General features: G+C 29.9%; 25 protein-coding genes, 3 tRNA genes, 1 riboswitch and 1 other annotated feature. Of the genes, 27 read left to right on the plus strand and 1 reads right to left on the minus strand.

The features are described 5' to 3' along the window. The first annotated feature begins 125 nt into the window (after positions 1–125). The 23 genes from FYJ83_RS08075 to thrS all read left to right on the plus strand — a co-directional run bounded on the left by FYJ83_RS08075 (position 126) and on the right by thrS (position 18871). Complete coding sequence (locus FYJ83_RS08075) at positions 126–647, plus strand: hypothetical protein (protein WP_154439825.1); 522 nt, start codon at positions 126–128, stop codon at positions 645–647. Between the two features lie 76 nt (positions 648–723). Continuing rightward, positions 724–1056 carry a hypothetical protein gene (locus FYJ83_RS08080; RefSeq protein ID WP_154439826.1) on the plus strand — a complete coding sequence of 111 codons (333 nt, stop codon included), beginning with the start codon at positions 724–726 and terminating at the stop codon, positions 1054–1056. A gap of 65 nt (positions 1057–1121) precedes the next feature. After that, a complete protein-coding gene (locus FYJ83_RS19650; RefSeq protein ID WP_195837954.1) occupies positions 1122–1355 on the plus strand; it encodes a hypothetical protein in 234 nt (77 codons plus the stop codon). A 47-nt stretch (positions 1356–1402) separates the two neighbouring features. After that, entirely contained in the window at positions 1403–3607 is a 2205-nt protein-coding gene (locus tag FYJ83_RS08085; RefSeq protein ID WP_154439827.1) for a phage tail tape measure protein, read from the plus strand. Positions 3608–3649: 42 nt separating this feature from the next. Next, on the plus strand, positions 3650–4546 hold the full coding sequence (locus FYJ83_RS08090) for a hypothetical protein (RefSeq protein ID WP_154439828.1): 897 nt from the start codon (positions 3650–3652) through the stop codon (positions 4544–4546). A 149-nt stretch (positions 4547–4695) separates the two neighbouring features. Next, positions 4696–4857, plus strand: coding sequence for a helix-turn-helix transcriptional regulator (locus FYJ83_RS08095; protein WP_154439829.1), 162 nt, complete (start codon positions 4696–4698; stop codon positions 4855–4857). Positions 4858–5277: 420 nt separating this feature from the next. Continuing rightward, positions 5278–5478, plus strand: a complete 201-nt coding sequence (locus FYJ83_RS08100; RefSeq protein ID WP_154439830.1) for a hypothetical protein — start codon at positions 5278–5280, stop codon at positions 5476–5478. 99 nt (positions 5479–5577) lie between these two features. Then, positions 5578–7179, plus strand: a complete 1602-nt coding sequence (locus tag FYJ83_RS08105) for a recombinase family protein (protein WP_195837955.1) — start codon at positions 5578–5580, stop codon at positions 7177–7179. After that, the gene (locus FYJ83_RS08110) at positions 7163–7747 is read left to right on the plus strand and encodes a polysaccharide deacetylase family protein (RefSeq protein ID WP_326828321.1); all 585 of its coding nucleotides are present in this window, start codon (positions 7163–7165) and stop codon (positions 7745–7747) included. Before FYJ83_RS08105 ends, FYJ83_RS08110 begins: the two co-directional genes overlap by 17 nt. Before the next feature lie 20 nt (positions 7748–7767). Beyond that, complete coding sequence (locus tag FYJ83_RS08115; RefSeq protein ID WP_154439833.1) at positions 7768–8409, plus strand: hypothetical protein; 642 nt, start codon at positions 7768–7770, stop codon at positions 8407–8409. 196 nt (positions 8410–8605) lie between these two features. Next, positions 8606–9280: a single-stranded DNA-binding protein gene (locus tag FYJ83_RS08120; protein WP_154439834.1), complete on the plus strand. Its 675-nt coding sequence runs from the start codon at positions 8606–8608 to the stop codon at positions 9278–9280. A 182-nt stretch (positions 9281–9462) separates the two neighbouring features. After that, a complete protein-coding gene (gene hpt / locus FYJ83_RS08125) occupies positions 9463–9987 on the plus strand; it encodes a hypoxanthine phosphoribosyltransferase (RefSeq protein WP_154439835.1) in 525 nt (174 codons plus the stop codon). Between the two features lie 107 nt (positions 9988–10094). Then, a complete protein-coding gene (locus FYJ83_RS08130) occupies positions 10095–10301 on the plus strand; it encodes a small, acid-soluble spore protein, alpha/beta type (protein ID WP_154439836.1) in 207 nt (68 codons plus the stop codon). 21 nt (positions 10302–10322) lie between these two features. Further along, entirely contained in the window at positions 10323–11063 is a 741-nt protein-coding gene (locus tag FYJ83_RS08135; protein WP_154439837.1) for a class I SAM-dependent DNA methyltransferase, read from the plus strand. Positions 11064–11085: 22 nt separating this feature from the next. Beyond that, positions 11086–11967, plus strand: coding sequence for an Hsp33 family molecular chaperone HslO (gene hslO, locus FYJ83_RS08140; protein WP_154439838.1), 882 nt, complete (start codon positions 11086–11088; stop codon positions 11965–11967). Positions 11968–12162: 195 nt separating this feature from the next. Then, positions 12163–12238: transfer RNA gene (locus FYJ83_RS08145), tRNA-Phe, on the plus strand. Between the two features lie 110 nt (positions 12239–12348). Then, positions 12349–12423: transfer RNA gene (locus FYJ83_RS08150), tRNA-Gly, on the plus strand. 38 nt (positions 12424–12461) lie between these two features. Then, a tRNA-Cys gene (locus FYJ83_RS08155) sits at positions 12462–12536 on the plus strand. 283 nt (positions 12537–12819) lie between these two features. Then, on the plus strand, positions 12820–13002 hold the full coding sequence (locus FYJ83_RS08160) for a hypothetical protein (RefSeq protein ID WP_154439839.1): 183 nt from the start codon (positions 12820–12822) through the stop codon (positions 13000–13002). 489 nt (positions 13003–13491) lie between these two features. Then, positions 13492–14232, plus strand: coding sequence for a DUF6873 family GME fold protein (locus FYJ83_RS08165; protein WP_154439840.1), 741 nt, complete (start codon positions 13492–13494; stop codon positions 14230–14232). A 66-nt stretch (positions 14233–14298) separates the two neighbouring features. Next, the gene (gene ytxC / locus FYJ83_RS08170; protein ID WP_154439841.1) at positions 14299–15150 is read left to right on the plus strand and encodes a putative sporulation protein YtxC; all 852 of its coding nucleotides are present in this window, start codon (positions 14299–14301) and stop codon (positions 15148–15150) included. A gap of 98 nt (positions 15151–15248) precedes the next feature. Beyond that, positions 15249–16559, plus strand: a complete 1311-nt coding sequence (gene hisS, locus FYJ83_RS08175; protein ID WP_154439842.1) for a histidine--tRNA ligase — start codon at positions 15249–15251, stop codon at positions 16557–16559. 78 nt (positions 16560–16637) lie between these two features. After that, positions 16638–16831: a binding site (T-box leader), on the plus strand. Between the two features lie 129 nt (positions 16832–16960). Further along, on the plus strand, positions 16961–18871 hold the full coding sequence (gene thrS, locus FYJ83_RS08180) for a threonine--tRNA ligase (protein WP_154439843.1): 1911 nt from the start codon (positions 16961–16963) through the stop codon (positions 18869–18871). A gap of 41 nt (positions 18872–18912) precedes the next feature. Here thrS and ftsH read toward each other — a convergent pair whose 3' ends face one another. Then, the gene (ftsH, locus tag FYJ83_RS08185; protein WP_154439844.1) at positions 18913–20475 is read right to left on the minus strand and encodes an ATP-dependent zinc metalloprotease FtsH; all 1563 of its coding nucleotides are present in this window, start codon (positions 20473–20475) and stop codon (positions 18913–18915) included. Positions 20476–20611: 136 nt separating this feature from the next. Between ftsH and pepV the strand changes: the two genes are divergently transcribed. From pepV to FYJ83_RS08205, 4 genes are all read left to right on the plus strand, one after another. Beyond that, positions 20612–22009, plus strand: a complete 1398-nt coding sequence (gene pepV, locus FYJ83_RS08190) for a dipeptidase PepV (protein WP_154439845.1) — start codon at positions 20612–20614, stop codon at positions 22007–22009. 164 nt (positions 22010–22173) lie between these two features. Continuing rightward, positions 22174–22360, plus strand: a riboswitch (cobalamin riboswitch). 190 nt (positions 22361–22550) lie between these two features. Beyond that, entirely contained in the window at positions 22551–23711 is a 1161-nt protein-coding gene (sucC, locus tag FYJ83_RS08195; protein WP_154439846.1) for an ADP-forming succinate--CoA ligase subunit beta, read from the plus strand. 15 nt (positions 23712–23726) lie between these two features. Continuing rightward, entirely contained in the window at positions 23727–24629 is a 903-nt protein-coding gene (sucD, locus tag FYJ83_RS08200; protein WP_154439847.1) for a succinate--CoA ligase subunit alpha, read from the plus strand. Continuing rightward, entirely contained in the window at positions 24619–25464 is an 846-nt protein-coding gene (locus FYJ83_RS08205; protein WP_154439848.1) for a YitT family protein, read from the plus strand. Before sucD ends, FYJ83_RS08205 begins: the two co-directional genes overlap by 11 nt. Positions 25465–25472 lie beyond the last annotated feature (8 nt).

The following is a 25472-nucleotide window of genomic DNA, read 5'->3' on the forward strand; positions in this document are numbered from 1 at the left end:
AGAAGGTGAATAAATATAATCCTTCCAAGAGTGTCCGACAACTCAAGTAGTTGAAAATGTACGCCGAACTTACACAATGGTAAAGTGTAAGAACATAGGGATAAAAAGCCTTATGGATAACAAAATTGAGTGGAGAATTATATTTAGGGAAAGTATTAAATCCAGAAACTGCAAAAGAAGAAGATATTACAACTGCACTAAAGAATGTCGGAGCAATTGAAAGTGGTGCAACATTACAATATAATCCAACAATTAAAACAATAAAATCTGCAAATAGAGGTACTATTGCATCTTTTGTTAGTGAAGAAGAGGTGAAATTCAATTGTGGAATTATGACATTTATATTAGACAATTTAGCAACATTAGCTCCTGCAGTAGTTACTGATGATAAAGCAACAGGAAAGAAAACGATTAAAATTGGTGGAAAAGGTTCATTACCAATAAACTATCTAAGATTTGTACATACAAAGAAAGATGGTAGCGGTACTTTAACAGTTAATATTTATAAAGCTCAAGCAACAAATGGATTCCAATTTACATTCGATAATGAAAATCCTTTAGTTACTAATTATGAATTTACTGCATTGTCAGATAACAATGGAAACTTAGTAGAAATAATTGAAACTTATCCAGTAGAAGAAGTATAGTATGGGCTATTTATTAGCCCTTTTTAGTTTAGTCGACTAAGTTAAAAAATAATAATATAAAGGTGGAATAGATAAAATGGCGAAAATAGTTGATTTAAGTGTATTGGTTCAAGAACCGTTAATTTTTACATTACCTAATAAAGAAGAGTTTAGAATTCCTGGGGAAGTAAATACCGATTTTGTTTTAAAAATGTACAAGCAACAAGAAGAGTTACAAAAGGCAGATGGATTTGAAGCACAATTAAAAGGATTACAGAGTATAGTTTTAACTATATTACAATTAGATAAATCTAAGAATATAAATCTGAAGTATATACAAGAAAATTTATGTGATATTAGATTCTTAAGAGTTATCATGGAAGAAATGATGAAACATATTAATGAGATTCAGAATGATGAAAATTTATAATCCCCAGAGTTCAAAATGGAACTGGAACAAATAGTAGTGGGAGATATAAAGAATCAGAATTTGAAATGATGAGACAAATTGTATATATAAGCACCAAAACCTCTATGGGATTTAATGAAATCCTACAGTTACCATATGCAATATTTTTAGGTTATCTAAAACAATTATGGGTGTTGCAAATGGAAGAAACACAAGAAGGAAGAGATGCATTATATAAAGAAAGTGCAATACATCAAACAGAACCAGATTTAGGAAGGTTAAGACAATTAAACGGTTATCAAGCGAAGGGAGTAGATTAATTTCTACTTCCTTTTTTTTTAAGTTTTAAGTAAAAGGATGTGAGAAAATGGCAAAGATAGATTTAGCAAGTTATATCGCCAAGATTGAATTAGACCAATCGGGACTTAATAAAGGATTAGACAGTGCAGATGGATTACTTAAAGGTAAAATAGGCGGTATGGTTAATTGGTCAAAGGTTGCAATTGCAGGAATGATTACAGGTGTAGTTGCAGGTATAGGTGTAACCATTAAAAAAGGTATAGATAGTTTTGTTGAGTTTGAAAATCAAATGAACACTGTTTATACATTATTACCTGATATGTCGGAAGAAGCAATGTCACAAATGGAAAGCCAAGTAAAGAGTCTAGCTAAAGAAATGGGAATATTGCCTAATGAAATAATACCAGGTTTATATGATGCAATAGGCTCAGGAGTACCCGAAGATAATGTATTCAATTTTATGGAGGTAGCAAGTAAGGCGGCTATAGCAGGTATAGTAGATACTGGAACAGTAGTAGACGGGCTAACAACTGTATTGAATTCGTATCAAATGGAAGCTACAGAAGCAGGAAAAGTATCTGATATATTATTCCAAGTAGTAAACTTTGGTAAAGCAAGTATGGAAGAATTAGCGGGTTCATTATCTCAAGTTACCCCTATAGCATCTAGCTTAGGTGTAAGTTTTGAAGATGTTGGTGGAGCATTAGCAACAATGACTTCTCAAGGTAATAGTACCTCTACATCAACCGTTCAATTAAGACAAATGCTAGTTGAACTATCTAAAGCGGGAGGACAAACGGCAGATTTATTTCAACAATTAGCAGGAAAATCCTTCAAAGAATTTATTGCAAGTGGTAACAATGTTCAAGATGCATTAAAGATACTTGAACAATATGCTAATGATAGCAATGTAGGTATAAATGATCTATTTAGTTCCATACAAGCAGGACAAGGTGCTTTATTATTAACAGGTGGAGCAACAGAAATGTTTACAGAAAATTTAAAAGAAATGCAAAATAGTGCAGGTGCTACAGAGCAAGCTTATGCAACAATGGATCAAGGCATAGGTAGAAGCATAGAAAAGATTAAAGTTGGTATGTCAGGATTAATACTTGACTTAGGTGAAACATTAGCCCCTGCCGTTGCTAGAGCAACAGATTACATATTAGAAGCTATGCCAACGATACAAAATATTATCGAAGCTACATTCAGAATTGCGGGAGAGGTAATAACAGTATTTGTGGGTGTGGTAGATTGGCTTGTAGAAAATATAAAGCAATTCGTTAGTGATAATGAAGCATTATTTACTAGTGTATGGGAGACTATAAAAACCATCTTTGATGCAATTGTTGAAACTGTAAATCTCTTTATTGAAGCATTTAAGATTTATTGGGATGCTTACGGTGAATACATAATGAATTATATTAAAATAGTATGGGATACTGTTTCAGGAGTATTTAAAGGTGCATTAGATACTATTAAAGGTATATTAAATCTTTTTATATCTGTCTTTAAAGGTGATTGGGATGGTATGGGTAAAGCTATAGGTCAAATCACCGATGGTTTATGGAAAATGATTAAAAGTATTTTTGAAGGTTCTATAAATTTTGTTAAAAATATTATGAATGCAGCTATATCGACATTAACAAATATAGCAAGAGCTATTATGGAAGGTATCTGGAACGCTTTTAAGAATGTGTGGGATAGTATTACTAGATGGATTGATAATTCATTTAGTGGAGTAGCTAGAACTATATCCAATTTTGGAAGGTCATTTTATAATGCAGGAGCAGAGATATTTTCAAGTCTTTGGGATGGTTTAAAAGGTGTGTGGTCAAATATTAGTTCATGGGTAAGTGACAAAGTTGATTGGATTGCAGATAAATTAGCATTTTGGAGAAAGTCAGAAAGTGAAATGAGTACAAGCAGTTCATCATCTTCTTCAAAGAAGTCTACTCCTAATTATAAAGGATTACCTAGCTATGCAGTTGGAACTCCATTTGTACCTAGTGACCAATTAGCTTTTCTACATAAAGGCGAGGCAGTAATTCCTGCAAAATATAATCCTTATAATGGTGGAAGTGGATTAGGTGGTAATGTTATAAATATACAACAGGAAGGTGTTACTTTAAAAGTTGAAGGTAATCTTGACAGAAACATATTGCCAGAAGTGAAAAAGATGATTGATAATGCAATGGGTAAATCCAATGAAAGATTAGTAGTAGAATTAAATAAATCAGGAATATTCCCTAATCGTGTTGGAAAGATTTAGGGTTACTTTTATAGTAGCCCTTTTTAATTTGGAGGTGAAAACTTGAATATACAATGGCAGAATAGCGAGAATGTAAAGATAAACAATACCAACACATCTGCAATTTTAGAAGATTCAAGTGAAGTTTTATCTTTCTTTGCAGATAAATATATAATAACTAAGTATCCAATAAAAACTGGTGATTTAGTTGAATATGCAGGAATTACATATATAGTAGTAAGTCAAATTGATAGAAATATAGAGAATAGAAAAGAGAATCAATATAATTATCGTGCTAGAATAAGACAAGCTGATTTTACTATAAAAATAGTTATTGATGGTAAGGTTGAAATTTTTCCTTCCATTATAGAAGGACAAACTTTTGATATTATTGAAAACAAAATAATAGATGTATCATCAGATAAAATAATAGTAACTCTCAAAGCAAGTGATATTTCAAATAAGATTATTAAGACTATGAGATTTATAAAACTAGGTGATGCGTGGAAAGTGGTAGGAGTAGATAAAACTAAATTAGGATTGATTATATTATTCTGTGATAGCGACTCAACTAGTCATTTAGATGATATTGAGAATGAGATAGCTAATGCAGATTTAATTAAAGATAATCCAGTTGAGCCAGAACCTGAACCAGAGCCAACAGTTGCAAGATATGAGGTTACACCAATTTTACAATATCAAGATGATACTCCTTACCAAATTTATTTCAATTCATGGCAGAAGTACACAATCAAGAAGTTTGTTGATGATGTTGAGGTTAATGGTAACTTTACCTTTGAATTGAGTAGTACCAAGGCAACTCTATCAGAGGCAACCAATAACTCATGTAAAGTAAGTGTAGCAAGTATAGTAGGAAAGTATGTTGCAAATTTAATCGTAACCGATGCAGATACAAATGAAATTGCCATTGAAAAATCTATAAATATAATGGGTAGATAGTCGGAAATGAGAATAGATAATTTGTGACCTTCAATCTGAAGGTAGCGGTTCAGTATGTGGAGTTGTGTGGTGTAAGACAAGGTAGTGCAATCCTCAATTAGGCGATTATCGCCCAATTGTGACCCAAGAAGAAGGTGGCGGTTCAGTACGTGGAGTTATGTGGACTGAAGCATGGTGAGAGACAAGATTTAAAGAGTGGACATAATGGCAACTCTTCTTTAACTTTAGAAGAAATTGCTACAAGTTTAGGAGTATCTAAGAGGGATTTGAGCCGTATGCTTGAAATAGAACGCAAACTCACTCCCAAATAAGCAGAGGAAGGTAGCAGTGCAGTATGTAGAATTGTGTGGAAATACTCATGGAGGTTCAAGACGCGATAATCGCACCTTGAGTTTTGATGAAAAAACACAAAGGGTAGGGTACAATCTCGACGTATTTTACCCTTTTTTCTGTTTCTGTACCATAGTGTTTTCAATGGGTGTAGAGGTTGAAAAAATGACAAAAAGTGAAAACTTCAAATAATGGGGGTAAATCGGGGCGATAATTTTTTCTGAATACTAAACTATGGCTACTCTTTTTAACCAAATTATCGTGTCTTAAATCGCCTTCTACATAGGATTTTAATTACATATTTTAAGTTAATTTTAGCACTTTAGATTAATTTCTGAAGTGTTTTTTGTTGTGTACATATAAAAAAGGGAAAAGTCATATAAATTACAAAGGGGGATTTTATGAATAAAGAAAATATGGACATGGTTACAGTTGATGAAGAAGTTGAAAAGGAACTAATAGAAAAGATTGATTTACATAACCGATTAACAAATGGATATAAACATAAAAATGGGATAAAAGTAAAAGCTACATTTAATGAGAGTGGCGATGATATTACTGATTGTTGGATTAGAATTTTAAGAGAGAAATTAAGAGATTAATTTTCTCTCTATTTTTTTGTTGAATAAAGGTTTATTATATAGTAAATTATATGTATAAGTATAATGCCAATGATGGAGCATAAAAAGGAGATGAAATTAATGAAAGATAAAATTTTAAATGTAGCTTTATATTGTAGATTATCAAAAGAAGATGGTGACTCTGAAGCTAGTGATTCTATAGAAAATCAAAAAGATGCTTTAACTAGATATGCAAATGAGCAAAACTGGAACATATACGATATTTACATTGATGACGGTTACACAGGTTTAAATATGGAAAGACCAAATTTTCAAAGACTTATTAGAGATATAGAAGATGGATATATCAATGTCATATTAGTTAAGAATCAAAGTAGGATTAGTAGAGATAATGCGGAAGTAGATATATTTCTAAATAAATATCTAATAGAAAGAAATGTTAGATGCATCGGTATAATAGACAAACTAGACAATATGGATAGAACAACTAAAAAATCTAGCCAAATTAATGGACTTGTAAACGAATGGTATTCAGAAGATATTAGTAATAATGTTAGATTAGCTCAAGATTCTTTAAGGTTACAAGGTAAATTTATTGGTTCACACTCTCCATACGGGTATATTAAAGATCCAGAGGATAAACATCATTTATTAGTAGATGAAAATGTTAGAGATATTATAGTGAAGATATATGACTTATATTTAGATGGATATGGATATGTAAAGATAGCTAAGACATTAAATGAAAAAAATATTCCTTGTCCTGCCGAATATAAAGAAATATTCAATTACAATAGAGAAAAAATAAAGAAATCACAATGGAGTTATCATACTGTTAGGACAATATTAAAAAATGAGGTATATGCGGGTCATATGGTTCAGAAAAAAACTACTTCATTAAGCTATAAGACAAATAAAAGAGTTGATATACCAGAAGATAAACAAATAAGAGTTTTAAATACTCATGAAGCCATTATACCACAAAGTAAATTTAATTTAGTGCAAGATATGATGTCTAAAAACATATATACAAAACCTACTGGTGGGGGTAAGAAAAAACATATTTTAGCAGGTTTAATGTACTGTAGGGATTGTGGTCGGGCTATGAGATATAGAAATGATAGCAAAACTTTTAATTGCAACACATATATAGTTTATGGTGGAGAAGCGTGTACTCCACATAAAATAAGACTAGATGATGTATTAGAGATAGTATTAGAAGAAATTCAAAGTATATCTAGGTTGTATGTAGAAGTAAAAAGGTTGAAATCAGATTATGATAAAGTAATGAATACAAAATCAAAGAGAGATAATACTAATATAAGACTATCAGTGGAGCAAAAAAGATTTAATGAGGTTGAAACCTTGCAGAAAAAATTAGTTGAGAACTTTCTTTTGGGAAAAATTGATGATGATATATATAATAAGATGTTAGATGATTACAGGAAAGAAAAGGAAGAACTATCAAAAAAAATAGAACAATTGAGAAAAGAAAGAGAAGAACTTCAATCAATAATTACACAACATAATGATTGGTCAAGTGTATTTGAAAAGTATGTGAATATAAAAGAATTAGATAGAACAATAATTAACGAATTAATAGATAGAATAGATGTATCAGAAGATGAAGAAGGAGAGTTGAGCATATATATCAACTTCAAGCATAAAAACCCATTTATGGATGATATAAATATGTATAAAGATTATATCTCGGTGGGGTGATGAATATACTAATGAAATATTGGATACACTAGACAAATATAAAATAAAGAGTACGTTTTTTTTAGTTGATTTTTGGGTTGAAAAGTTTCCAGAGCATGTAAAAGAAATTGCAAAAAGGGGTCATGATGTTGAAAATCATTCAACAACTCATCCTAACATGAGTCAATTAAGTGAAGAAAAGATAGCAGAAGAATTAAATACCGTAGGGAAAAAAATAGAAGATTTGACAGGAAAAAAACCTACTTTATTTAGACCACCATTTGGAGATTATAATGATTTAGTAATACAGACGGCTAGAAAAAATGGATACTATACCATTCAATGGGATGTAGATTCCCTAGACTGGAAAGAATTTGGAGTTCAGCCAGTAGTAGACAGAGTAACTAGAAATGTAAGAAATGGTTCTATTGTATTGTTTCATAATAATGCAAAGTATATAAAAGAATATTTGCCTTTAGTCATAGAAAGGTTACAAGAAGACGGCTATGAAATTGTTCCTATTTCCGAATTAATATATAAAGAAAATTTTATAATGGATAATACGGGAAGACAGATTTTACAAAAATAAAGGATGATTGAGGGAGATATATGAAAGAGCAAAAGATAATAGTAATTGGAGTAATAGAAGAGATAAAAAATAGAATAAGCTTTCAACTACTAAAAGAAATCCTTAGTAAATTTCAATATAAAACTTTATATACAAATAGTTCTGAAAATATAATAATATTAAATAAAGGATATAGTAATATTCTTTTATTAGATATAAAAGAGGAACTAATATCTTCCATAAGAAATATGGATATTAAATTTAATATAATTATTCATACATTTCTAAACACAAAGAGTTATGAAGATCATAATACTAAAAATATATTCAATAATTCAGAATATATAATTGTAAACTGTGATGAAGAAAACTGGAATCGTTTACTAGAAAATAACCTAAAGTCAATAATTATAAGTTATGGTTTCAATAATAAGGCAAGTATAAATATTTCTAGTTATAATATTGACGATATAATAGAAGGGAATATATGCTTTCAAAGGGAAATCAAAACCATAAATGGAAATATAATAGAACCCTATGAATTGCCTATAAAGATTAATTCTAGAGATAAACTTGATATATATGGTGTTATAGCAACTATTACTACTAGTTTGTTAATGGATATAGATATATTTTCTCTAAAGGATTTTACCAGATTTTATATTAACAAAAGTATAAAATAAAAGGAATTTAAATAAATTTGAGTTTTTTTTAACAAAAATTATAAAAAAAGAAGGATTTTTTAAATCTATGTCTAATAATAGATATATACAAATGATAAATTTGATATATCTATTATTTTTTATTCATATTGTTTTATCTACTGGAATATATTAGATATAGATTTAAAAAACATAGGAATAGAGGGGGACATTAGTAATGATTGATAAGACTGTAGAAACAAATATTGTAAGATTAGTTGGGAAAGTGGCAAGCGACAAGAGTTTTAGTCATGAGATGTATGGAGAAGGATTTTATAATCTAGATATTGAAGTACCTAGATTAAGTGATTCTGTAGACATTCTTCCAATAACGGTTTCAGAAAGACTTATGGTAGATATAGACTTATCTATTGGACAATATGTTATAATAGAAGGACAATTAAGGTCTTATAACAGATATATTGACAATAGCAATAGGTTAGTATTAACCATATTTACAAAAGAAATCTATATACCAGAGGAAGAAGAATTGGAAGAGGCATTGAGAAAACCCAATGAAATTTATTTAGATGGGTATATATGTAAGAAGCCAATCTATAGAACTACTCCTTTTGGAAGAGAGATAACAGATGTTTTAATAGCAGTAAACAGATCATATAATAAGTCTGACTATATACCATCTATTGCTTGGGGAAGAAATGCAAGATTTTGTGAAAAGATGTTAGTAGGAGATCATATTAAACTTTGGGGGAGAATTCAAAGCAGGGAATATCAGAAGAAACTTCCTAATGGAGAATTGGAAAGAAGGATCGCATTTGAAGTATCTGTGTCAAAGCTAGAGTATGTTGAAAATGATAATAATAGATTGGAACTATGTGAAGAAGAAGCTTAAGGTACAAACTGAAAGGATAAGATAATTTATGGATACAAAATTCATATTTAGTGCTATAATATTGATAATATTAGTAAGTCTTCAATATACACTTAATCTTATATTAAGGGAAATTAGGGATATAAGAAAAATTCTATTAAGAAGTTCAAACTATATTAACTTAGGAGAAAGGAGAGAATAATTTGGAAGGCAACAAAAGAGAAAGAACCCTTTATAGTAGAGAAAGTATAGCTACTCGTGTTAAAGAATTAGGAGAAATCATATCTAAAGAATATAATAATAAAAATTTAATAGTGGTATCATTACTTAGAGGTAGTTTTATTTTTGCTTCAGATTTAGTCAGGGAAATATCCATACCTGTTGAAGTTGATTTCATGACAACTGCAAGTTATGGACATAATGAGGTATCCTCAGGCAATGTGGAAATTGTACATGATATAAGAGCGGATGTAGAGGGGAAAGATGTTTTAATCGTAGATGATATTATTGACTCTGGATATACACTAAAGAAAGTAAAGGAAACTTTAGGTCTAAAAAATCCAAACTCAGTAAAGATTTGTGTAATGTTAGATAAACCTAGTAGAAGAAAGGTAGACTTAGAACCTGACTTTGTAGGTTTTAGTATACCAGATGTTTTTATAGTAGGATATGGACTTAATTACGGAGACCATTATAGAAATATCCCATATATATTTACTTTTGATTAAACAATTCACCTACAGAAATTACTCTGTAGGTGAATTGTTATTTAATTTTTATCCTTTAGGAATAAAAGAAGGGGTTCTTCCTAATAATAAGTTTAGGAGGGATAAATATGAAGAAGAAAAGAGAAAAAAAGAAAAAGATAGAAACTCTAGAGGATAAATTAAAGTATGAAATAGCAGAAGAACTAGGACTAACAGATAAGATAAATGATGTAGGCTGGGGAGGATTAACTGCTAAAGAATCAGGCAGAATAGGTGGCTTAATTACTGTTAGAAAAAGAGAAATGAACAAAACTACTGAAGAAAAGAAAGAATAAATAACAAAAAGGGGGACGAAAATGGATATTTATAATAGATTTGCTAATATCTATGATGAATTAATGATAGATTTTAATTATGAAGATTGGTTTAATTACATAGAAAAAATATTTAAAAAATATAATAGAGAACCAAAAAAAATTCTTGAAATGGCTTGTGGAACTGGAAATCTTTCATATTATCTTGCAAAGCGAGGGTATAGATTAACCTGTTTTGATTTATCCTCAGACATGCTATCTAGAGCTTATGATAAACTTAGAAAATTTAAAAACGTAAGATTGATGAATCAGAACATGATTAATTTTAATTTAAATGAGTCTTTTGATTCAATTATATCCATATGCGATAGTATAAATTACATAACAGAAAAAGAAGATTTACTGAAAGTCTTTAGAAATGTATGGAATCATTTAGAAGATAATGGTATATTTATATTTGATATTAACTCTCATTATAAGTTGAAACATATAATAGGGAATAATACTTTTATAGAAGATAGAGAAGATGTATTTTATTCTTGGCAAAACTACTATGATGACAGTGAAGAAATCTGTGAATTTTATTTAACTTTTTTCTGTAGTAATGATGGGGAGTGTTTTGAAAGATTTGATGAAGAACATAAGGAAAAGGCCTATAAGGAAGATGAAATAATAGAATTACTTAAAGAAGCTGGATTTAAAACCATAGATTCTTTTGAAGCTTTTGGGTTTGAGAAAATAAGAAAAGAAACTGAAAGAATAAACTTTATTGCTATAAAATAATTATATACTTAGGAGGACTGGAATGAAGGATTATTTAATAAGAGGCATAGATAAAAAAGGAAACATAAGAATATTTGTAGCGGCTACTACGAACATGGTAGAGGATGCAAGAGTTGCTCACAATACTTCTCCAACGGCTACTGCAGCTTTAGGTAGAGCGTTAACTGCAGGTGCTATGATGGGAGTGATGATGAAGAATGAACAGGATAGATTAACTTTAAAGATAGCTGGAGATGGACCACTAGGAACCATTATGATAGTATCAAATAATCAAGGTATAATTAAAGGATATGTGGATAATCCTTATGCTGATGTTCAAACTAGAGAAATAGATGGTAAATTAGATGTAGGTAAACTTGTAGGTCATAATGGTACAATTACAACTATTATGGATTTAGGTCTTAAAGACCCCTATATAGGGCAATCTAATTTAGTATCTGGTGAAATAGCAGAAGACTTAGCAGCCTATTATGCAATATCAGAACAACAGCCTTCAGCAGTAGGTTTAGGAGTATTAGTAGATAAAGATATTTCTGTAAGAGCGGCAGGCGGATATATAATACAACTATTGCCTAATGTGTCCGATGAAGATATAACTAAAATAGAAGAAACCTTAAGTAAAATGGAACCAGTATCAACTTTAATAGATAAGGGATTATCGCCAGAAGATATAATGAATGAGTTATTAGAAGGATTTGAGATGGAAGTATTAGATAAAGTAGAAATAAAATACTCCTGTGATTGCTCAATAGAAAGGCTTGAAAGGATTTTGACTAGTATAGGAAAAGACGAAATAAGAGCCATTATAGATGAGGATGGAGAAGCAGAAATGGTATGCCACTTCTGTAATACAAAGTATCATTTTTCAAAAGAAGAATTGGAAGAACTAATAGTTGACAAATAATAGAAATTAATATATACTTGGTATTGTTGTGATTAGCAAAGTGAAAGCTTTGCTTTCAAATTTGCCCGGATAGCTCAGTCGGTATAAGCAGGGGACCAAAATCGTGATTTTCGATTTTGTGTACCTCGCTTAGTCCTTGATGAACATATTCGGCAGAAGGTATCTGTATCATCTGCTAATAATTTAGCTTAATTTGCCCGGATAGCTCAGTCGGTAGAGCAGTAGACTGAAAATCTACGTGTCGCTGGTTCGATTCCGGCTTCGGGCACCATGTAGTATTTTATGGTATAGAGTCTAGAAAGCCAAATTTTACAAAAAAGTTTCAATAAAGTATTGACTTATTTAGGAACCTATGCTATCATAGTAAAGGTAATATCTCTTGCGGAAATGGCTCAGTGGTAGAGCATCGCCTTGCCAAGGCGAGGGTCGCGAGTTCGAATCTCGTTTTCCGCTCCATATTTTATAAAGCCCTAAGTACTTAGGGCTTTATATTTGGCGGCATAGCCAAGTGGTAAGGCAGAGGTCTGCAAAACCTTTACTCCCCAGTTCAAATCTGGGTGCCGCCTCCAAATAATATTTATAAGATTTAGAACAGATTGGATTTTCCAATCTGTTCTATTTTTATTCTAAACAAAAATACTTTATATAAATAAACTTTCTTTGAGTATGAAGTTTATTTATATAAAAGCCACTCTAACCAATACTAAAAGACCCATAGTGTTATAGTATTATGTATTTATAATAAGATTATATAGTATTTTTTGTTTTTAATTGCAAGAAAGTGTTGAACGATTATTGAATAATTATAGTTTACTTTATGGTAAAATATATTTATGAAAGGGGGATAATTATATGGGTAGTAAATTAAAGAAGATGTTCTTAATTTTTTGTCTTAGCTGTGTAGCTCTAATGCAAATTGCACCTATGATTAGTTATGCAAATCCAGGACCACCTGCAAGAGAAGAAGAGGGTGGTGGAAGCAAGCCTAAGCCACCTTGGCAAGATCCAGACAAGCCACATCCTATAGGACCGTAACAAAGTTATATTTAAATACTCCTTTCCTATTTGTGTGTTATTTTTACACTTGATGGAAAGGAGTATTTGTTATATATAACACATTGATTAAAGAAAAATCTTTAGCATTTCTTATTGTGGAGTTAAAAAAACACCTATCTTATGATTTTATAAATTCTTATTTATGTAGAATTTACGTTCAGATATAAATTAATAAAGGAAACCTTCCTAAAGTGTTAAAAAGTTTATTAGATTAAGAACTTAATCCTAATCTTTTTTCTGAATATATTTATTAAAAGCAGAAAATATTATATAATAATAAGGTGTAAAATAGAGAACAAGAAATTAACTATATTTAAGACTGCTATTAAATATTAGAGAATTAAATTTGGAGTTTATATAGAACTGCAAAGTTTTTCTTTCAGTTTAAATCCATATAAGGATTCCAGATTATCTCTGAGACTAAATCTCAGAGATTTTTTTTCTTTGAAAATTTAAGGAGGACAATATATGAATCCTTTTATTCCAAAATATATGGCTGATGTAGTCATTGTAGATAGAAGAATAGATGAAGAAATTGAAAATAATTTAAAAAAATTGGGATTGAAAATAATAAAAACTATAAAATGTAATGAAGTTCATGAGAGTATTTCGTATCATCCAGATATTGTAATTCATCCATTGAATCACAATACTTTAGTTATAGCTCCAAATGTATTTGACTATTATAAGGAAGAGTTAAAAGGTACAGGTATAAAATTAATTAAAGGAGAAAAATATTTGGGTTGTAAATATCCTGACGATATTGCATATAATGTAGGGAGACTTTCAAGAATTGCAATTCATAATTTTAAATACACAGATAATGTCTTGAAATTTTATTTAAAAAAAGAAAATATAGAGTTTATAAATGTAAAGCAAGGATATAGCAAATGTTCCCTAGCTGTAGTTGGAGAAGATTCAGCAATAACTTCCGATTATCCTATGTATAAAAGATTAACTGATTTAGGATATAAAATTTTACTAGTTAATCCAGGAAATATTATATTAAAAGATCAAAATTATGGTTTCATAGGTGGAACAAATGGAAGTTTATACAATAAAAAATCTATTATATCTGGTACTTTAAATGAGCATCCTAATAAAACGGAAATTTTTAATTTTTTTTTGGATAATAGAGTAGAATTAATTTTTTTATCTCAAAAAACACTACTAGATATTGGTACGATTATTACTCTAAATTACCATTAGAGTAAGTCTTTATATTGTATATGTCTACTCTCTAAGTACATACTAGTAAAAGAAGGGAGTGATACAATGCAGGCTATAAAAATTGGTGGAAATCTAAAAAAAGATGAAGTACAAAATCTAATAAATAGGTATTTCTCCGATTCTAAAGTAACTATTAGAGAAGAAGACTATCAAGAAAGGTATGAATTTGAATTTACTTTAAATAATAAAAGAAATATAGAAGATATTGCTTTTTATAGAGCGATAGCTAATTTAATTCAAGATATTATTTTGGAAATATATATTAAACCTATAATTATAGATAGAGTATTAAAAATATGTGGTAACTATTCTTCTGCTGATAAAGAAATAATATTTGCCTCTGCTCATTCAACTATATTGAACCAAAATTATTATATAAAAGAAAAAAATAAAATTAATGAAGAAATTCTTAACCATATAATTGAAAATAACCATATAATAATAGATGGATTTATGAATTTTAGATTACGAAGATATATATATATACTTGATATTTCAATTGAAAAATCCATAGGAGAATTTGAAGTGGAAAAGGAATATCAAGAGTTTATGAATATGCTTAAATATTTTGTAGATGTACAGGAACCAAAATATGAGTTAGTTAATGTAATAATTAAAAATAATGATTATTTTCTGCTGGATCAGGACAATAATATAATAGAAAACGGTTTGTTAGAGTATACACCAGAAGAAGAATTTTATAAGGATATAAGTAAAGCTGATCTTTTAGTAAGTTCCTTAATAGTGATTTCTCCTTTAAAAATAAAGATTCATATTGAAGAAGGAGAAGAAGAGGAATTAATTTCAGTAATCTCAAAAGTATTTGGAGATAAAATAGAATTTTGTCATGGATGTGAAAAATGTGAAATAAAGACTAAAGTTAAAAAAGGCAAGTGAAGAAGTTGATTTAATCAACTTCTTTTTCTTTAAAAATAATTGGAAATAATAGTTTTATCTGTTATTATAATAATAAAAGATACATATGGAGGTATATTATGAGTAAAGATATAGTTAAGCCATCAATTTTACCAGGATTTATGGAATTAACACCAGAAGATCAGATTTTATTTAATAAAATGTTAGATACAATTAGAAGAAATTATGAAAAGTTTGGATTTCTTCCAATAGATACTCCTGTAATAGAAAAAACAGAGGTACTTTTAGCTAAAGGTGGTGGAGAAACGGAAAAACAAATCTATAGATTTGAAAAAGGAAGTACAGATATGTCTTTAAGATTCGATTTAACTGTACCTTTAGCAAGATATGTAGCTCAACACTATTCAGAGTTAAGCTTTCCATTTAGAAGATACCACGTAGGAAAGGTATATAGGGGAGAAAGAAATCAAAAAGGTAGATTTAGAGAATTTTATCAATGTGATATAGATATTATAGGAAATGGTAGTCTTAATATAATAAATGATGCTGAAATTCCTTCTGTTATTTATTCTACTTTTAAAGATCTAGGATTTGATTCATTTACTATAATGATTAATAATAGAAAAGTTTTAAAAGGATTTTTCCAGAGTATAGATATTGAAGATTCCACCTTTGTACTTAGAGCCATAGACAAACTAGATAAAATAGGCATAGATGGTGTAGAAAAAGAATTAAAATCCTTAGATATTACAGATAATGCTATTCAAAGAATAAAAGAATTTATAAATATAAAAGGATCAAATGAGGAAGTATTAGAAGAATTAAACAATCTAGGAATTGATAATGAAGTATTCAAAGAGGGATTAGAAGAACTATTTGAAGTAAATAAGTATATTAATCTTTTTGGAGTACCAAAGGACAATTATAAAATAGATTTAACAATTGCTAGAGGATTGGATTATTATACTGGTACAGTCTATGAGACTTTCTTAGATGAATATCCTTCTATTGGTTCTGTTTGCTCTGGTGGTAGATATGATGATTTAGCCACACACTATACTAAGCAAAAATTACCAGGAGTGGGTATATCCATAGGATTTACTAGACTTTTCTATCAGCTAATGGAAGCTAAAATCATTAAATCAGAGGATAATTCCTTAACTAAAGTTTTAATTATTCCAATGGATGGATTTATAGATAATGGAGTAAAGGCTGCCAATGCTTTAAGAGAAGCTGGAATATATTCTCAAGTTTATGTAGATGGTGGAAAGATCGGTAAGATATTCAACTATGCAGATAAGTTAAATATTCCTTATGTCATAGTAATAGGACAGGAAGAGGCTGAAAACAATAGTTATTCTTTTAGAGATATGAAAACAGGGGAACAAAAAAATATTTCCATAGAAGAGGTAATCAAAAGTTTAAAATAGAAATATAATGGTATAATATAAATAATTGCTTGACATATATATTTGATAATGTTAGAATATTAAAAACATAAATTAATATTATAGGTATTGATGGGAAGAGTAGTATATTATTTGCTTTAAGAGAGAGGAAATCGTGGCTGAAAGTTTCCTCAAGATAAAGATATATGAAAACTACCCCTGAGCCGAATCCGTAATGGATGTCCGCTTTTTAGCGTTATATAAATTGAGAAGTAATTAGGGTGGAACCACGAATTTAACCTTTCGTCCCTATATGTATTTATTTACATGTAGGTATGAAAGGTTTTTTATTATTTAATACATTAAACATAATTGACATAGGTGAAATAACATTTTTAATTTGGAATTATTATTTAGACAATTATAGATTAGGAGGAATGGAAATGGAAAAGATAAAAATAACATTACCAGATGGTGCAGTTAGAGAATATGACAAAGGAGTATCTGTACTAGATATAACTAAAGATATATCTGAAGGGCTAGCAAGAGTAGCACTTGGAGCAGTGGTAAACAATGAAACAAAAGGGATGCAGGAGACTATAAATGAAGATTCAACATTTAGAGTAGTTAAGTTTGAAGATAAAGAAGGAAAAGCTATATTTTGGCATACATCAGCTCATATAATGGCTTTAGCAGTACAAAATTTATTTCCAGGAGTTAAATTTGCCATAGGACCTGCTATAGATAGTGGTTTCTATTATGATTTTGATACAGAACATAGATTTACTCCAGAGGATTTAGAAAAGATTGAAAATGAAATGGCTAGAATAGTTAAAGAAGGTCATATATTAGAAAGATTTGTAATGGATAGAAATGAAGCCTTAGAGTATTTTAAGGAAAAAGGAGAAGCATATAAAGTAGATTTAATTGAACATTTTCCAGAAGATGAAGAAATATCATTCTATACTTTAGGAGAATTCACTGATCTTTGTGCAGGACCTCATTTATATGATACTAAGAAGGTTAAGGCTATTAAGCTTTTAAGTATTGCAGGAGCATATTGGCGTGGAGACGAGAAAAATAAAATGCTTCAAAGAATTTATGGAACAACTTTTGAAAAGAAAAAGGACTTAGAAGAACATTTAAATAGATTAGAAGAAGCAAAGAAAAGGGATCATAGAAGATTAGGTAAAGAATTGGATTTATTTAGTATTCATGAAGAAGGACCAGGATTTCCATTCTTTCATCCAAAAGGAATGGTCATAAGAAATATATTAGAAAACTTTTGGAGAGATGAGCATACTAAGAGAGGCTATGGAGAAATAAAAACTCCTATTATATTAAATGAAGGCTTATGGCACCAATCAGGTCACTGGGATCATTATAAAGAAAATATGTATTTCACAGAAATTGATAAAGAAGATTATGCTATTAAACCTATGAACTGCCCAGGATCCATATTGACATATAAATCAAAGATGTATAGTTATAGAGATTTACCTCTTAGATTAGGTGAATTAGGATTAGTTCATAGACATGAATTATCAGGTGCATTGCATGGATTAATGAGAGTAAGGTCTTTTGTGCAAGATGATGCCCATCTATATACACTTCCTTCTCAAATTAAAGATGAATTAATAAATATAATAGATTTGGCTGACTATATGTACAATATATTTGGATTTAAATATCATATAGAATTATCAACTAGACCAGAAAATTCAATGGGAAGTGAAGAACAATGGGAAATAGCAACTAATGGTCTTATAGAGGCTTTAAAAGAGAAGAATATAGAATATATTGTAAACGAAGGTGATGGAGCATTCTATGGACCAAAAATTGACTTCCAATTAGAAGATGCCATAGGCAGAACTTGGCAATGTGGTACAATTCAGTTAGATTTCCAAATGCCAGAAAGATTTGACCTAACTTATGTAGATAAGGATAATGAAAAGAAAAGACCAGTAATGATTCATAGAACTATATATGGAAGTATGGAAAGATTTATGGGAATATTAATAGAACACTATGCAGGTAAATTCCCAGTTTGGTTAGCTCCTATACAGGCAACAATTCTTCCTATATCAGATAAATTTAATGATTATGCTTATGAAGTTAAAAAGTCAATGGAAAATAAGGGAATTAGAGTAGAAATTGATGATAGATCTGAAAAAATAGGATATAAAATAAGAGAAGCTCAATTACAGCAGATACCTTATATGTTAGTGGTAGGTGAAAAAGAAGTAGAAGAACAATTAGTATCTGTAAGAAAAAGAGATGAGGGAGACAAAGGTCAAATTAAAGTTGAAGAATTTATCTCTCAAGTAGTAGAGGAAGTAAAAGAAAAGAAATAGAAAATAACTCCGACTTCTGTTATCAGAAGTCGGAGTTATTTTTAATTGCTATTTATGGCACATGGTAGTTTAGATTTCCTATGATTCTCAAATATATTGTCTAATTCATCATTATCAATGGTTTCATTTTCAAGTAAGACATTTGCTATATTTTGAAGTAATTCTTTATTTTCCTCTATAAGCTGAATTGCTTCCTTATATCTTTCGTCTGTAATTTTTTTTACTTCAATTCTAATTACATCAGAATTATATCTCATAAAATTATTATCTAAAGCCATGGTACCTAAACTACTCATTCCATAACTACATACCATTTCTCTTGCAATATCTGTTGCTTTATTTAAATCATCTTTAGCTCCTGTGGTTATTTCACTAAATATCAGTTCTTCTGCAGCTCTTCCTGCCAATAGACAAGTTATCTTATTGAGAAGTTCTGATTTAGTTAATAGGTATCTTTCTTCATCTGGAAATTTAAGTACATAGCCTAAAGCCTGACCTCTTGGAACTATAGATATTTTTTGTACTATATCTGTGGCTAATAATTTAGACACAAGTGCATGACCTGCCTCATGTATTGCTACAGTTTCCTTTTCTTTTCTGAGAATACTAGGATTTTTAACTTCTAACCCTGCAAGAACTCGTTCAATTGCTGCATCAAACTCATGACTGGATATAATGTTTTTATTTTTTCTTACAGCAATAATAGCTGCTTCATTGGCAATATTGGCTAATTGAGCACCAGACAAACCTGTAGTTTTTTTTGCTATGGACTTAATATCTATTGATTTGTCTAAAGGTTTATTTTTAGTATGAACCTCTAAGATTTCTTCCCTAGCTTTCACATTTGGATTTCCTACAAATATATGTCTGTCAAACCTACCGGGACGAAGCAGAGCCTCATCTAATAAATCTAGTCTATTGGTTGCACCAATTACTATAACAGTCTCATTAGAATTAAATCCATCCATTTCAACTAAAAGTTGATTTAATGTCTGATCCTTTTCATTATTGGACTCTGAATTTCTTCTAGCACCTATGGCATCTATCTCGTCTATAAAGATAATAGCTGGTGCTTCTTTTTTTGCCTTTTCAAAAAGAGTTCTAACTCTCTTTGCACCTACTCCTACATATTTTTCAACAAACTCTGATCCAGAGGCATAAAGAAAAGTTGAATTGGTTTCTCCTGCAACTGCCTTAGCCAATAAAGTTTTTCCAGTTCCAGGAGGTCCATAGAATAAAATACCTTTAGGTATTTTAGCACCCATTTTTCTATACTTCATAAAATTGTTGATAAAATCAATAGTTTCTTGTAACTCCTCTTTTATTTCGTCTAGTCCTGCTACATCTTTAAAAGATACATCTGATTTATCTTTTTCTTTTCCTGCATCTTTTTCAATAGATAGAACTGAGGGGACTAATTGAGGTTTACTATCTGTATGAGTATAGAGAATAAATAGGATTAGAGTAATTGACCATACTAATAGTCTATCTCCAACTTTAAATGACGCAAAATTTTTAGTTGGGAAAAAACCATCGTAAATAAGTATAAAGGATGCAATTAACCCTAATACTAAAAACAAAAATATTATTTTCTTCTTTTTCAAGATATCCCCACCTTATTAATTTTTCTAAGGTTAGTGTAACCATTTAATTGGATTTATATAAAAGAAAAATAATAAAGTTGAATGAAAATAATAACAAAGGTATAATGATCATAAGCAGGAAAGGGGAGAGCATAAAATGAATTTTATAAATTTAATTGATAGTTATAAGGAAGAAATTATTGCATCAACTCAGGAAATAGTAAAAATTAAAAGTGTAGAAGAAGAACCAAAAGAGAATATGCCCTTTGGGGAGGGACCTTATAAAGCACTTCAATATGGTCTAGAACTATCAGAAAAACTAGGATTTGATACTAAAGATTTAGAGGGCTATGCTGGATATGCAGAGTTCGGACAAGGAGAAGAGACAGTAGGAGTTTTAGCTCACCTTGATGTTGTACCAGAAGGTACAGGTTGGACTTATCCTCCTTATGGTGGACAAATTCATGATGGGAAAATATATGGCAGAGGTACTGTAGATGATAAAGGACCTGCTGTTGCTGTACTTTATGCTATGAGAGCTCTAAAAGAATCTGGTATAAGTCTCAATAGGAAGATTAGATTGATACTTGGAACAAATGAGGAAACAGGTTGGGGATGTATGAATTATTACTTCAAGCATGAAAAAGCTCCCACTATGGCATTTACACCAGATGCAGATTTTCCTGTTATATACGGGGAAAAGGGAATTATAGTATTTAATCTAGAGCAAAAAATAGATTTAAGTATATGTGGAAGTACCAAACTTATAGATTTAAAAGGTGGAAATGCTCCCAATATGGTTCCAGACTATGCAGAGGCTACTTTAGAAGTAGAGGATATAGATAACTTTGATGAAAGATATAAGGAATATATAAAGGATAAAAATAATCCAATAGATATAAATATAGATAATAATCAAGTAAAAGCAATAGCAAGAGGCATATCAGTCCATGGAAGCACTCCAGAAAAAGGAGAAAATGCTATTTCATATTTAATGGACTTTTTAGGTTATATACTTGAAGGTAAATGTGATATTTGTGAATTTATAAATATTTACAATGAAAGAATAGGATTCAAACATAATGGTGAAGGAATTGGATGTGGATTAGAAGATGATATGTCAGGAAAATTAAATTTTAATCCAGGACTTATTAAACTAGAGGATAATAAGATAATCTTAACTATAAATGTTAGGTATCCAATAAGAGGCAGCTCAAAGGAAGTGTATGAAGGTATAAAGAAGAATATTAAAGGAACAAAATTAGAGTTAGTTGAAGGCAGAAGTGATAGTAAGCCATTATATGTTCCAAAGGATAGCTTTTTAGTGGAAACATTGATGAAAGTGTATAAGGAACAAACAGGAGATATAAATAGTGATGCCATTACTATTGGTGGTGGAACTTATGCTAGAGCCATGGAAAATGCTGTAGCATTTGGACCAATGTTTCCAGGTCAACCAGATGTAGTTCATCAAAGAGATGAATATATATCCATAGAACATTTAATGAAGATTACAAAAATATATGCTCAAGCCTTATATGAGTTAGCAAAATAAATATAATAAGATAACTTTCTCTATTAAAAAATAGAGAAAGTTATCTTATATAGTAATTTTTTTCTATAAAGACTAATATCAATATTATAAATAATATTGAATGATGTTCTATTAAAATCTATAATTTGACAATTAGTATTTAATATGATATATTTTTCTTAAAATTTAATATTTTAATCGTTGGTATAATCTTATATAAGATTATTTAAAAGGGAAGCTCGGTTTAATTCCGACACGGTCCCGCCACTGTGATAGATAGAACTTTATAGATACCACTGTACTTTAAAGTATGGGAAGGAGTAAAGTTTGTTATTCTTTAGTCAGGAGACCTGCCAATGATAAAAACGCTGTTTATTGCTCACGAGGATGAGGAGGTGTTATTTATAAAGTAGACTAAAGACTTGTTCTACTCTATTAATAATATCCTTTCTATTGTAGAAAGGTTTTTTTGTTTTGCAATACTTGTTTTGTAAGATTATAGTAATAACTCAGCAAATTTTTGCTGAGTTATTTTTTTGAAAAATAAAGTGGGGGGATAAAAATGAATATACATGAATATCAGGCAAAAGAGTTATTAAGAAACTACGGGATTCCAGTTCCTAATGGAGAAGTTATACATAATCCAGAAGATGCAGAAAAGGCTTCTTGGAGAATAAGAACTGATATTGCAGTTGTAAAGGCTCAAATTCATGCTGGTGGACGTGGAAAAGCTGGAGGAGTTAAAATAGCTGAATCAATAGATGATGTTAAAAATTATTCTAAAGAGCTATTAGGTAAAAAATTAATAACACATCAAACAGGAGAAGAAGGAAAGGAAGTAAAAGCTGTCCTAATAGAAGAAGGATGTGAAATTTATAAAGAATATTATTTGGGCTTGGTACTAGATAGAGATAAGTCAAGGGTAACTATTATGGCATCTGAAGAAGGTGGAACTGAAATTGAAGAAGTAGCATTAAAAAACCCTAATAAAATTTATAAAGAAATCATAGATTCCCTAATAGGTTTAACAGAATTTCAAGCCAGAAGAATATGTTTTAATATTAATTTGCCAATAGAGGTAATGAACGATGGAGTAAAGTTTATGATGAATTTATATCGACTTTTTAAGGAGAAAGATTGTACCTTGGTCGAAATAAATCCATTGGTATTAACAACAGAAAGAAAATTAATTGCTTTAGATGCAAAAATAAACTTTGATGAAAATGGCTTATTTAGAAATCAAGATATATCCAACTATAGAGATTTAAGTGAAGAAGATGAAAAAGAAATAGAAGCATCAAAATATGGTTTATCTTATATATCCTTAGATGGAAATATTGGATGTGTAGTAAATGGTGCAGGCTTAGCCATGGCTACTATGGATTTAATAAAATTTCATGGTGGGGAACCAGCTAATTTTTTAGATGTAGGTGGAGGAGCTGCAGAAGAAAATGTTACCAAGGCATTTAAGATAATATTATTAGACCATAGAGTTAAAGGGATTTTTGTCAATATATTTGGTGGAATAATGAAATGTGACATTATAGCTAAAGGAATTGTCAATGCAGCTAAAGAATTAAAATTGGATATTCCTTTAGTAATTAGATTGGAAGGAACTAATGCAGACTTGGGTATGGAAATAATAAAAAGCTCTAGTCTAAATATATTTGCAGTAAAAGATATGGATGAAGGTGCTAAGAAAATATTAGAATTAATAAAATAGAAAGGTGGCTAAATAATGAGTATATGGGTAAATAAATCCACTAAACTAATAGTACAAGGAATAACAGGTAATACTGCTGCATATCATACAAAACTAATGCTTGAGTATGGAACTAATATAGTTGGAGGAGTAACACCAGGAAAAGGAAATACTGAAGTTGAAGGTATACCTGTATTTAATACTGTGCAAGAGGCTGTAGATAATACTGGAGGAAATGTTTCGATAATATATGTTCCAGCTAAGTTTGCAGCAGATGCAATTCTAGAAGGTGTAGATGCAGGATTAGATATGATTATTTGTATTACTGAACATATTCCTATAAGGGATATGCTCATAGTTAAAAGATATATGGAAGGCAAAAAAACTAGATTAATTGGTCCTAATTGTCCAGGAATTATTACACCAGAAGAATGTAAAATAGGGATTATGCCAGGATATATACATAAAAAAGGAAGAATAGGGATTGTATCACGTTCTGGGACTTTGACCTATGAGGCAGTACATCAATTATCTCAAAAAGGAATTGGACAATCAACTGCTGTAGGAATTGGAGGAGATCCTGTAAATGGAACTGATTTTATAGATGTACTTAAGGCTTTCAATGAAGATGAAGATACAGATGCAGTAATTATGATTGGAGAAATAGGCGGAAATGCAGAAGAAAAAGCTGCTCTGTGGATTAAAGAAAACATGAGAAAACCCGTAGTAGGTTTTATTAGTGGAAAAACAGCGCCAACTGGAAAGAGGATGGGGCATGCGGGAGCTATTATATCATCTGGTAAAGGTACTGCGGAAGAAAAAATAAAAACAATGAAGGATTCTGGTATATATATGTCAGATACTCCTACTAATATAGCCAATACATTAATAGAGGCATTAAAGGACAATCAATTGTGGAGAAGTGCCTATGAAGATTAATTTTAAAAAATTTATGCTGATTAATTTTGGTGTATTTATTATGGCTTTAGGGCTATATTATTTTTTATTGCCAGAAAATCTAGCTGTAGGTGGTGCAATAGGAATTGCCATGGTAATAAATAATATATTCAAATTTATTCCAATTGGCATAATAATGGGGATCGTAAATATCTTTCTTTTTATATTGGCATTTTTAGTAATTGGAAAAGACTTTGGAGGATATACCATATATTCAAGCTTTCTATTATCAGGAATTATATATCTACTTGAAATAATTACTCCGTTAGAATCGCCTATAATAGATGATTTGACAATAAATTTAATTTATGGAATAATTATACAAGGTATAGGAATGGCTATAATTTTTTCTCAAAATGCCTCTACTGGAGGGACTGATATTATAGCAAAGATAATCAATAAATTCACTCATTTAAACATAGGAAAGGCATTACTTTTATCTGATTTTATTATTATAGTATTTGCTACATTTAGTTTTGGTTTAAAACTTGGATTATATGCTTTATTAGGTCTTATTATAAATGCATATGTAATAGATAATATGATTGCAAGTTTTAATGAAAGATTGAATGTTATAATCATTAGTGATAAAAGTAATGAGATAAATGATTATATAATTAATGAAATAAAAAGAGGTACTACAATTTATGTTGCCAATGGAGGATTTTCTAGAAGTGAAAAAACAATAATAAGTACAGTTGTTGGCAAAAGACAATATATTAGAATTAAGAACTATGCTCAAGGTATAGATTCAAATGTATTTATAACCATGGGGTTAGTTAATGAAGTACTAGGAGAAGGCTTTAGTTTTGATTAATTTTAAAA

The sequence above is a fragment of the Tissierella pigra genome (assembly GCF_009695605.1).
Taxonomy (GTDB): Bacteria; Bacillota; Clostridia; order Tissierellales; family Tissierellaceae; genus Tissierella; species Tissierella pigra.

What these genes read in the sequence shown, in the direction of transcription:
- hisS (WP_154439842.1), top strand. Translation starts at nt 15,249, where the DNA reads ATGAGTAAAGATATAGTTAAGCCATCAATTTTACCAGGATTTATGGAA.
- FYJ83_RS08080 (WP_154439826.1), top strand. Translation starts at nt 724, where the DNA reads ATGGCGAAAATAGTTGATTTAAGTGTATTGGTTCAAGAACCGTTAATT.
- FYJ83_RS08085 (WP_154439827.1), top strand. Translation starts at nt 1,403, where the DNA reads ATGGCAAAGATAGATTTAGCAAGTTATATCGCCAAGATTGAATTAGAC.
- FYJ83_RS08120 (WP_154439834.1), top strand. Translation starts at nt 8,606, where the DNA reads ATGATTGATAAGACTGTAGAAACAAATATTGTAAGATTAGTTGGGAAA.
- FYJ83_RS08165 (WP_154439840.1), top strand. Translation starts at nt 13,492, where the DNA reads ATGAATCCTTTTATTCCAAAATATATGGCTGATGTAGTCATTGTAGAT.
- sucC (WP_154439846.1), top strand. Translation starts at nt 22,551, where the DNA reads ATGAATATACATGAATATCAGGCAAAAGAGTTATTAAGAAACTACGGG.
- thrS (WP_154439843.1), top strand. Translation starts at nt 16,961, where the DNA reads ATGGAAAAGATAAAAATAACATTACCAGATGGTGCAGTTAGAGAATAT.
- FYJ83_RS08115 (WP_154439833.1), top strand. Translation starts at nt 7,768, where the DNA reads ATGAAAGAGCAAAAGATAATAGTAATTGGAGTAATAGAAGAGATAAAA.
- FYJ83_RS08105 (WP_195837955.1), top strand. Translation starts at nt 5,578, where the DNA reads ATGAAAGATAAAATTTTAAATGTAGCTTTATATTGTAGATTATCAAAA.
- sucD (WP_154439847.1), top strand. Translation starts at nt 23,727, where the DNA reads ATGAGTATATGGGTAAATAAATCCACTAAACTAATAGTACAAGGAATA.
- FYJ83_RS08160 (WP_154439839.1), top strand. Translation starts at nt 12,820, where the DNA reads ATGGGTAGTAAATTAAAGAAGATGTTCTTAATTTTTTGTCTTAGCTGT.
- FYJ83_RS08130 (WP_154439836.1), top strand. Translation starts at nt 10,095, where the DNA reads ATGAAGAAGAAAAGAGAAAAAAAGAAAAAGATAGAAACTCTAGAGGAT.
- pepV (WP_154439845.1), top strand. Translation starts at nt 20,612, where the DNA reads ATGAATTTTATAAATTTAATTGATAGTTATAAGGAAGAAATTATTGCA.
- FYJ83_RS19650 (WP_195837954.1), top strand. Translation starts at nt 1,122, where the DNA reads ATGATGAGACAAATTGTATATATAAGCACCAAAACCTCTATGGGATTT.
- FYJ83_RS08100 (WP_154439830.1), top strand. Translation starts at nt 5,278, where the DNA reads ATGAATAAAGAAAATATGGACATGGTTACAGTTGATGAAGAAGTTGAA.
- hslO (WP_154439838.1), top strand. Translation starts at nt 11,086, where the DNA reads ATGAAGGATTATTTAATAAGAGGCATAGATAAAAAAGGAAACATAAGA.
- FYJ83_RS08135 (WP_154439837.1), top strand. Translation starts at nt 10,323, where the DNA reads ATGGATATTTATAATAGATTTGCTAATATCTATGATGAATTAATGATA.
- FYJ83_RS08205 (WP_154439848.1), top strand. Translation starts at nt 24,619, where the DNA reads ATGAAGATTAATTTTAAAAAATTTATGCTGATTAATTTTGGTGTATTT.
- ytxC (WP_154439841.1), top strand. Translation starts at nt 14,299, where the DNA reads ATGCAGGCTATAAAAATTGGTGGAAATCTAAAAAAAGATGAAGTACAA.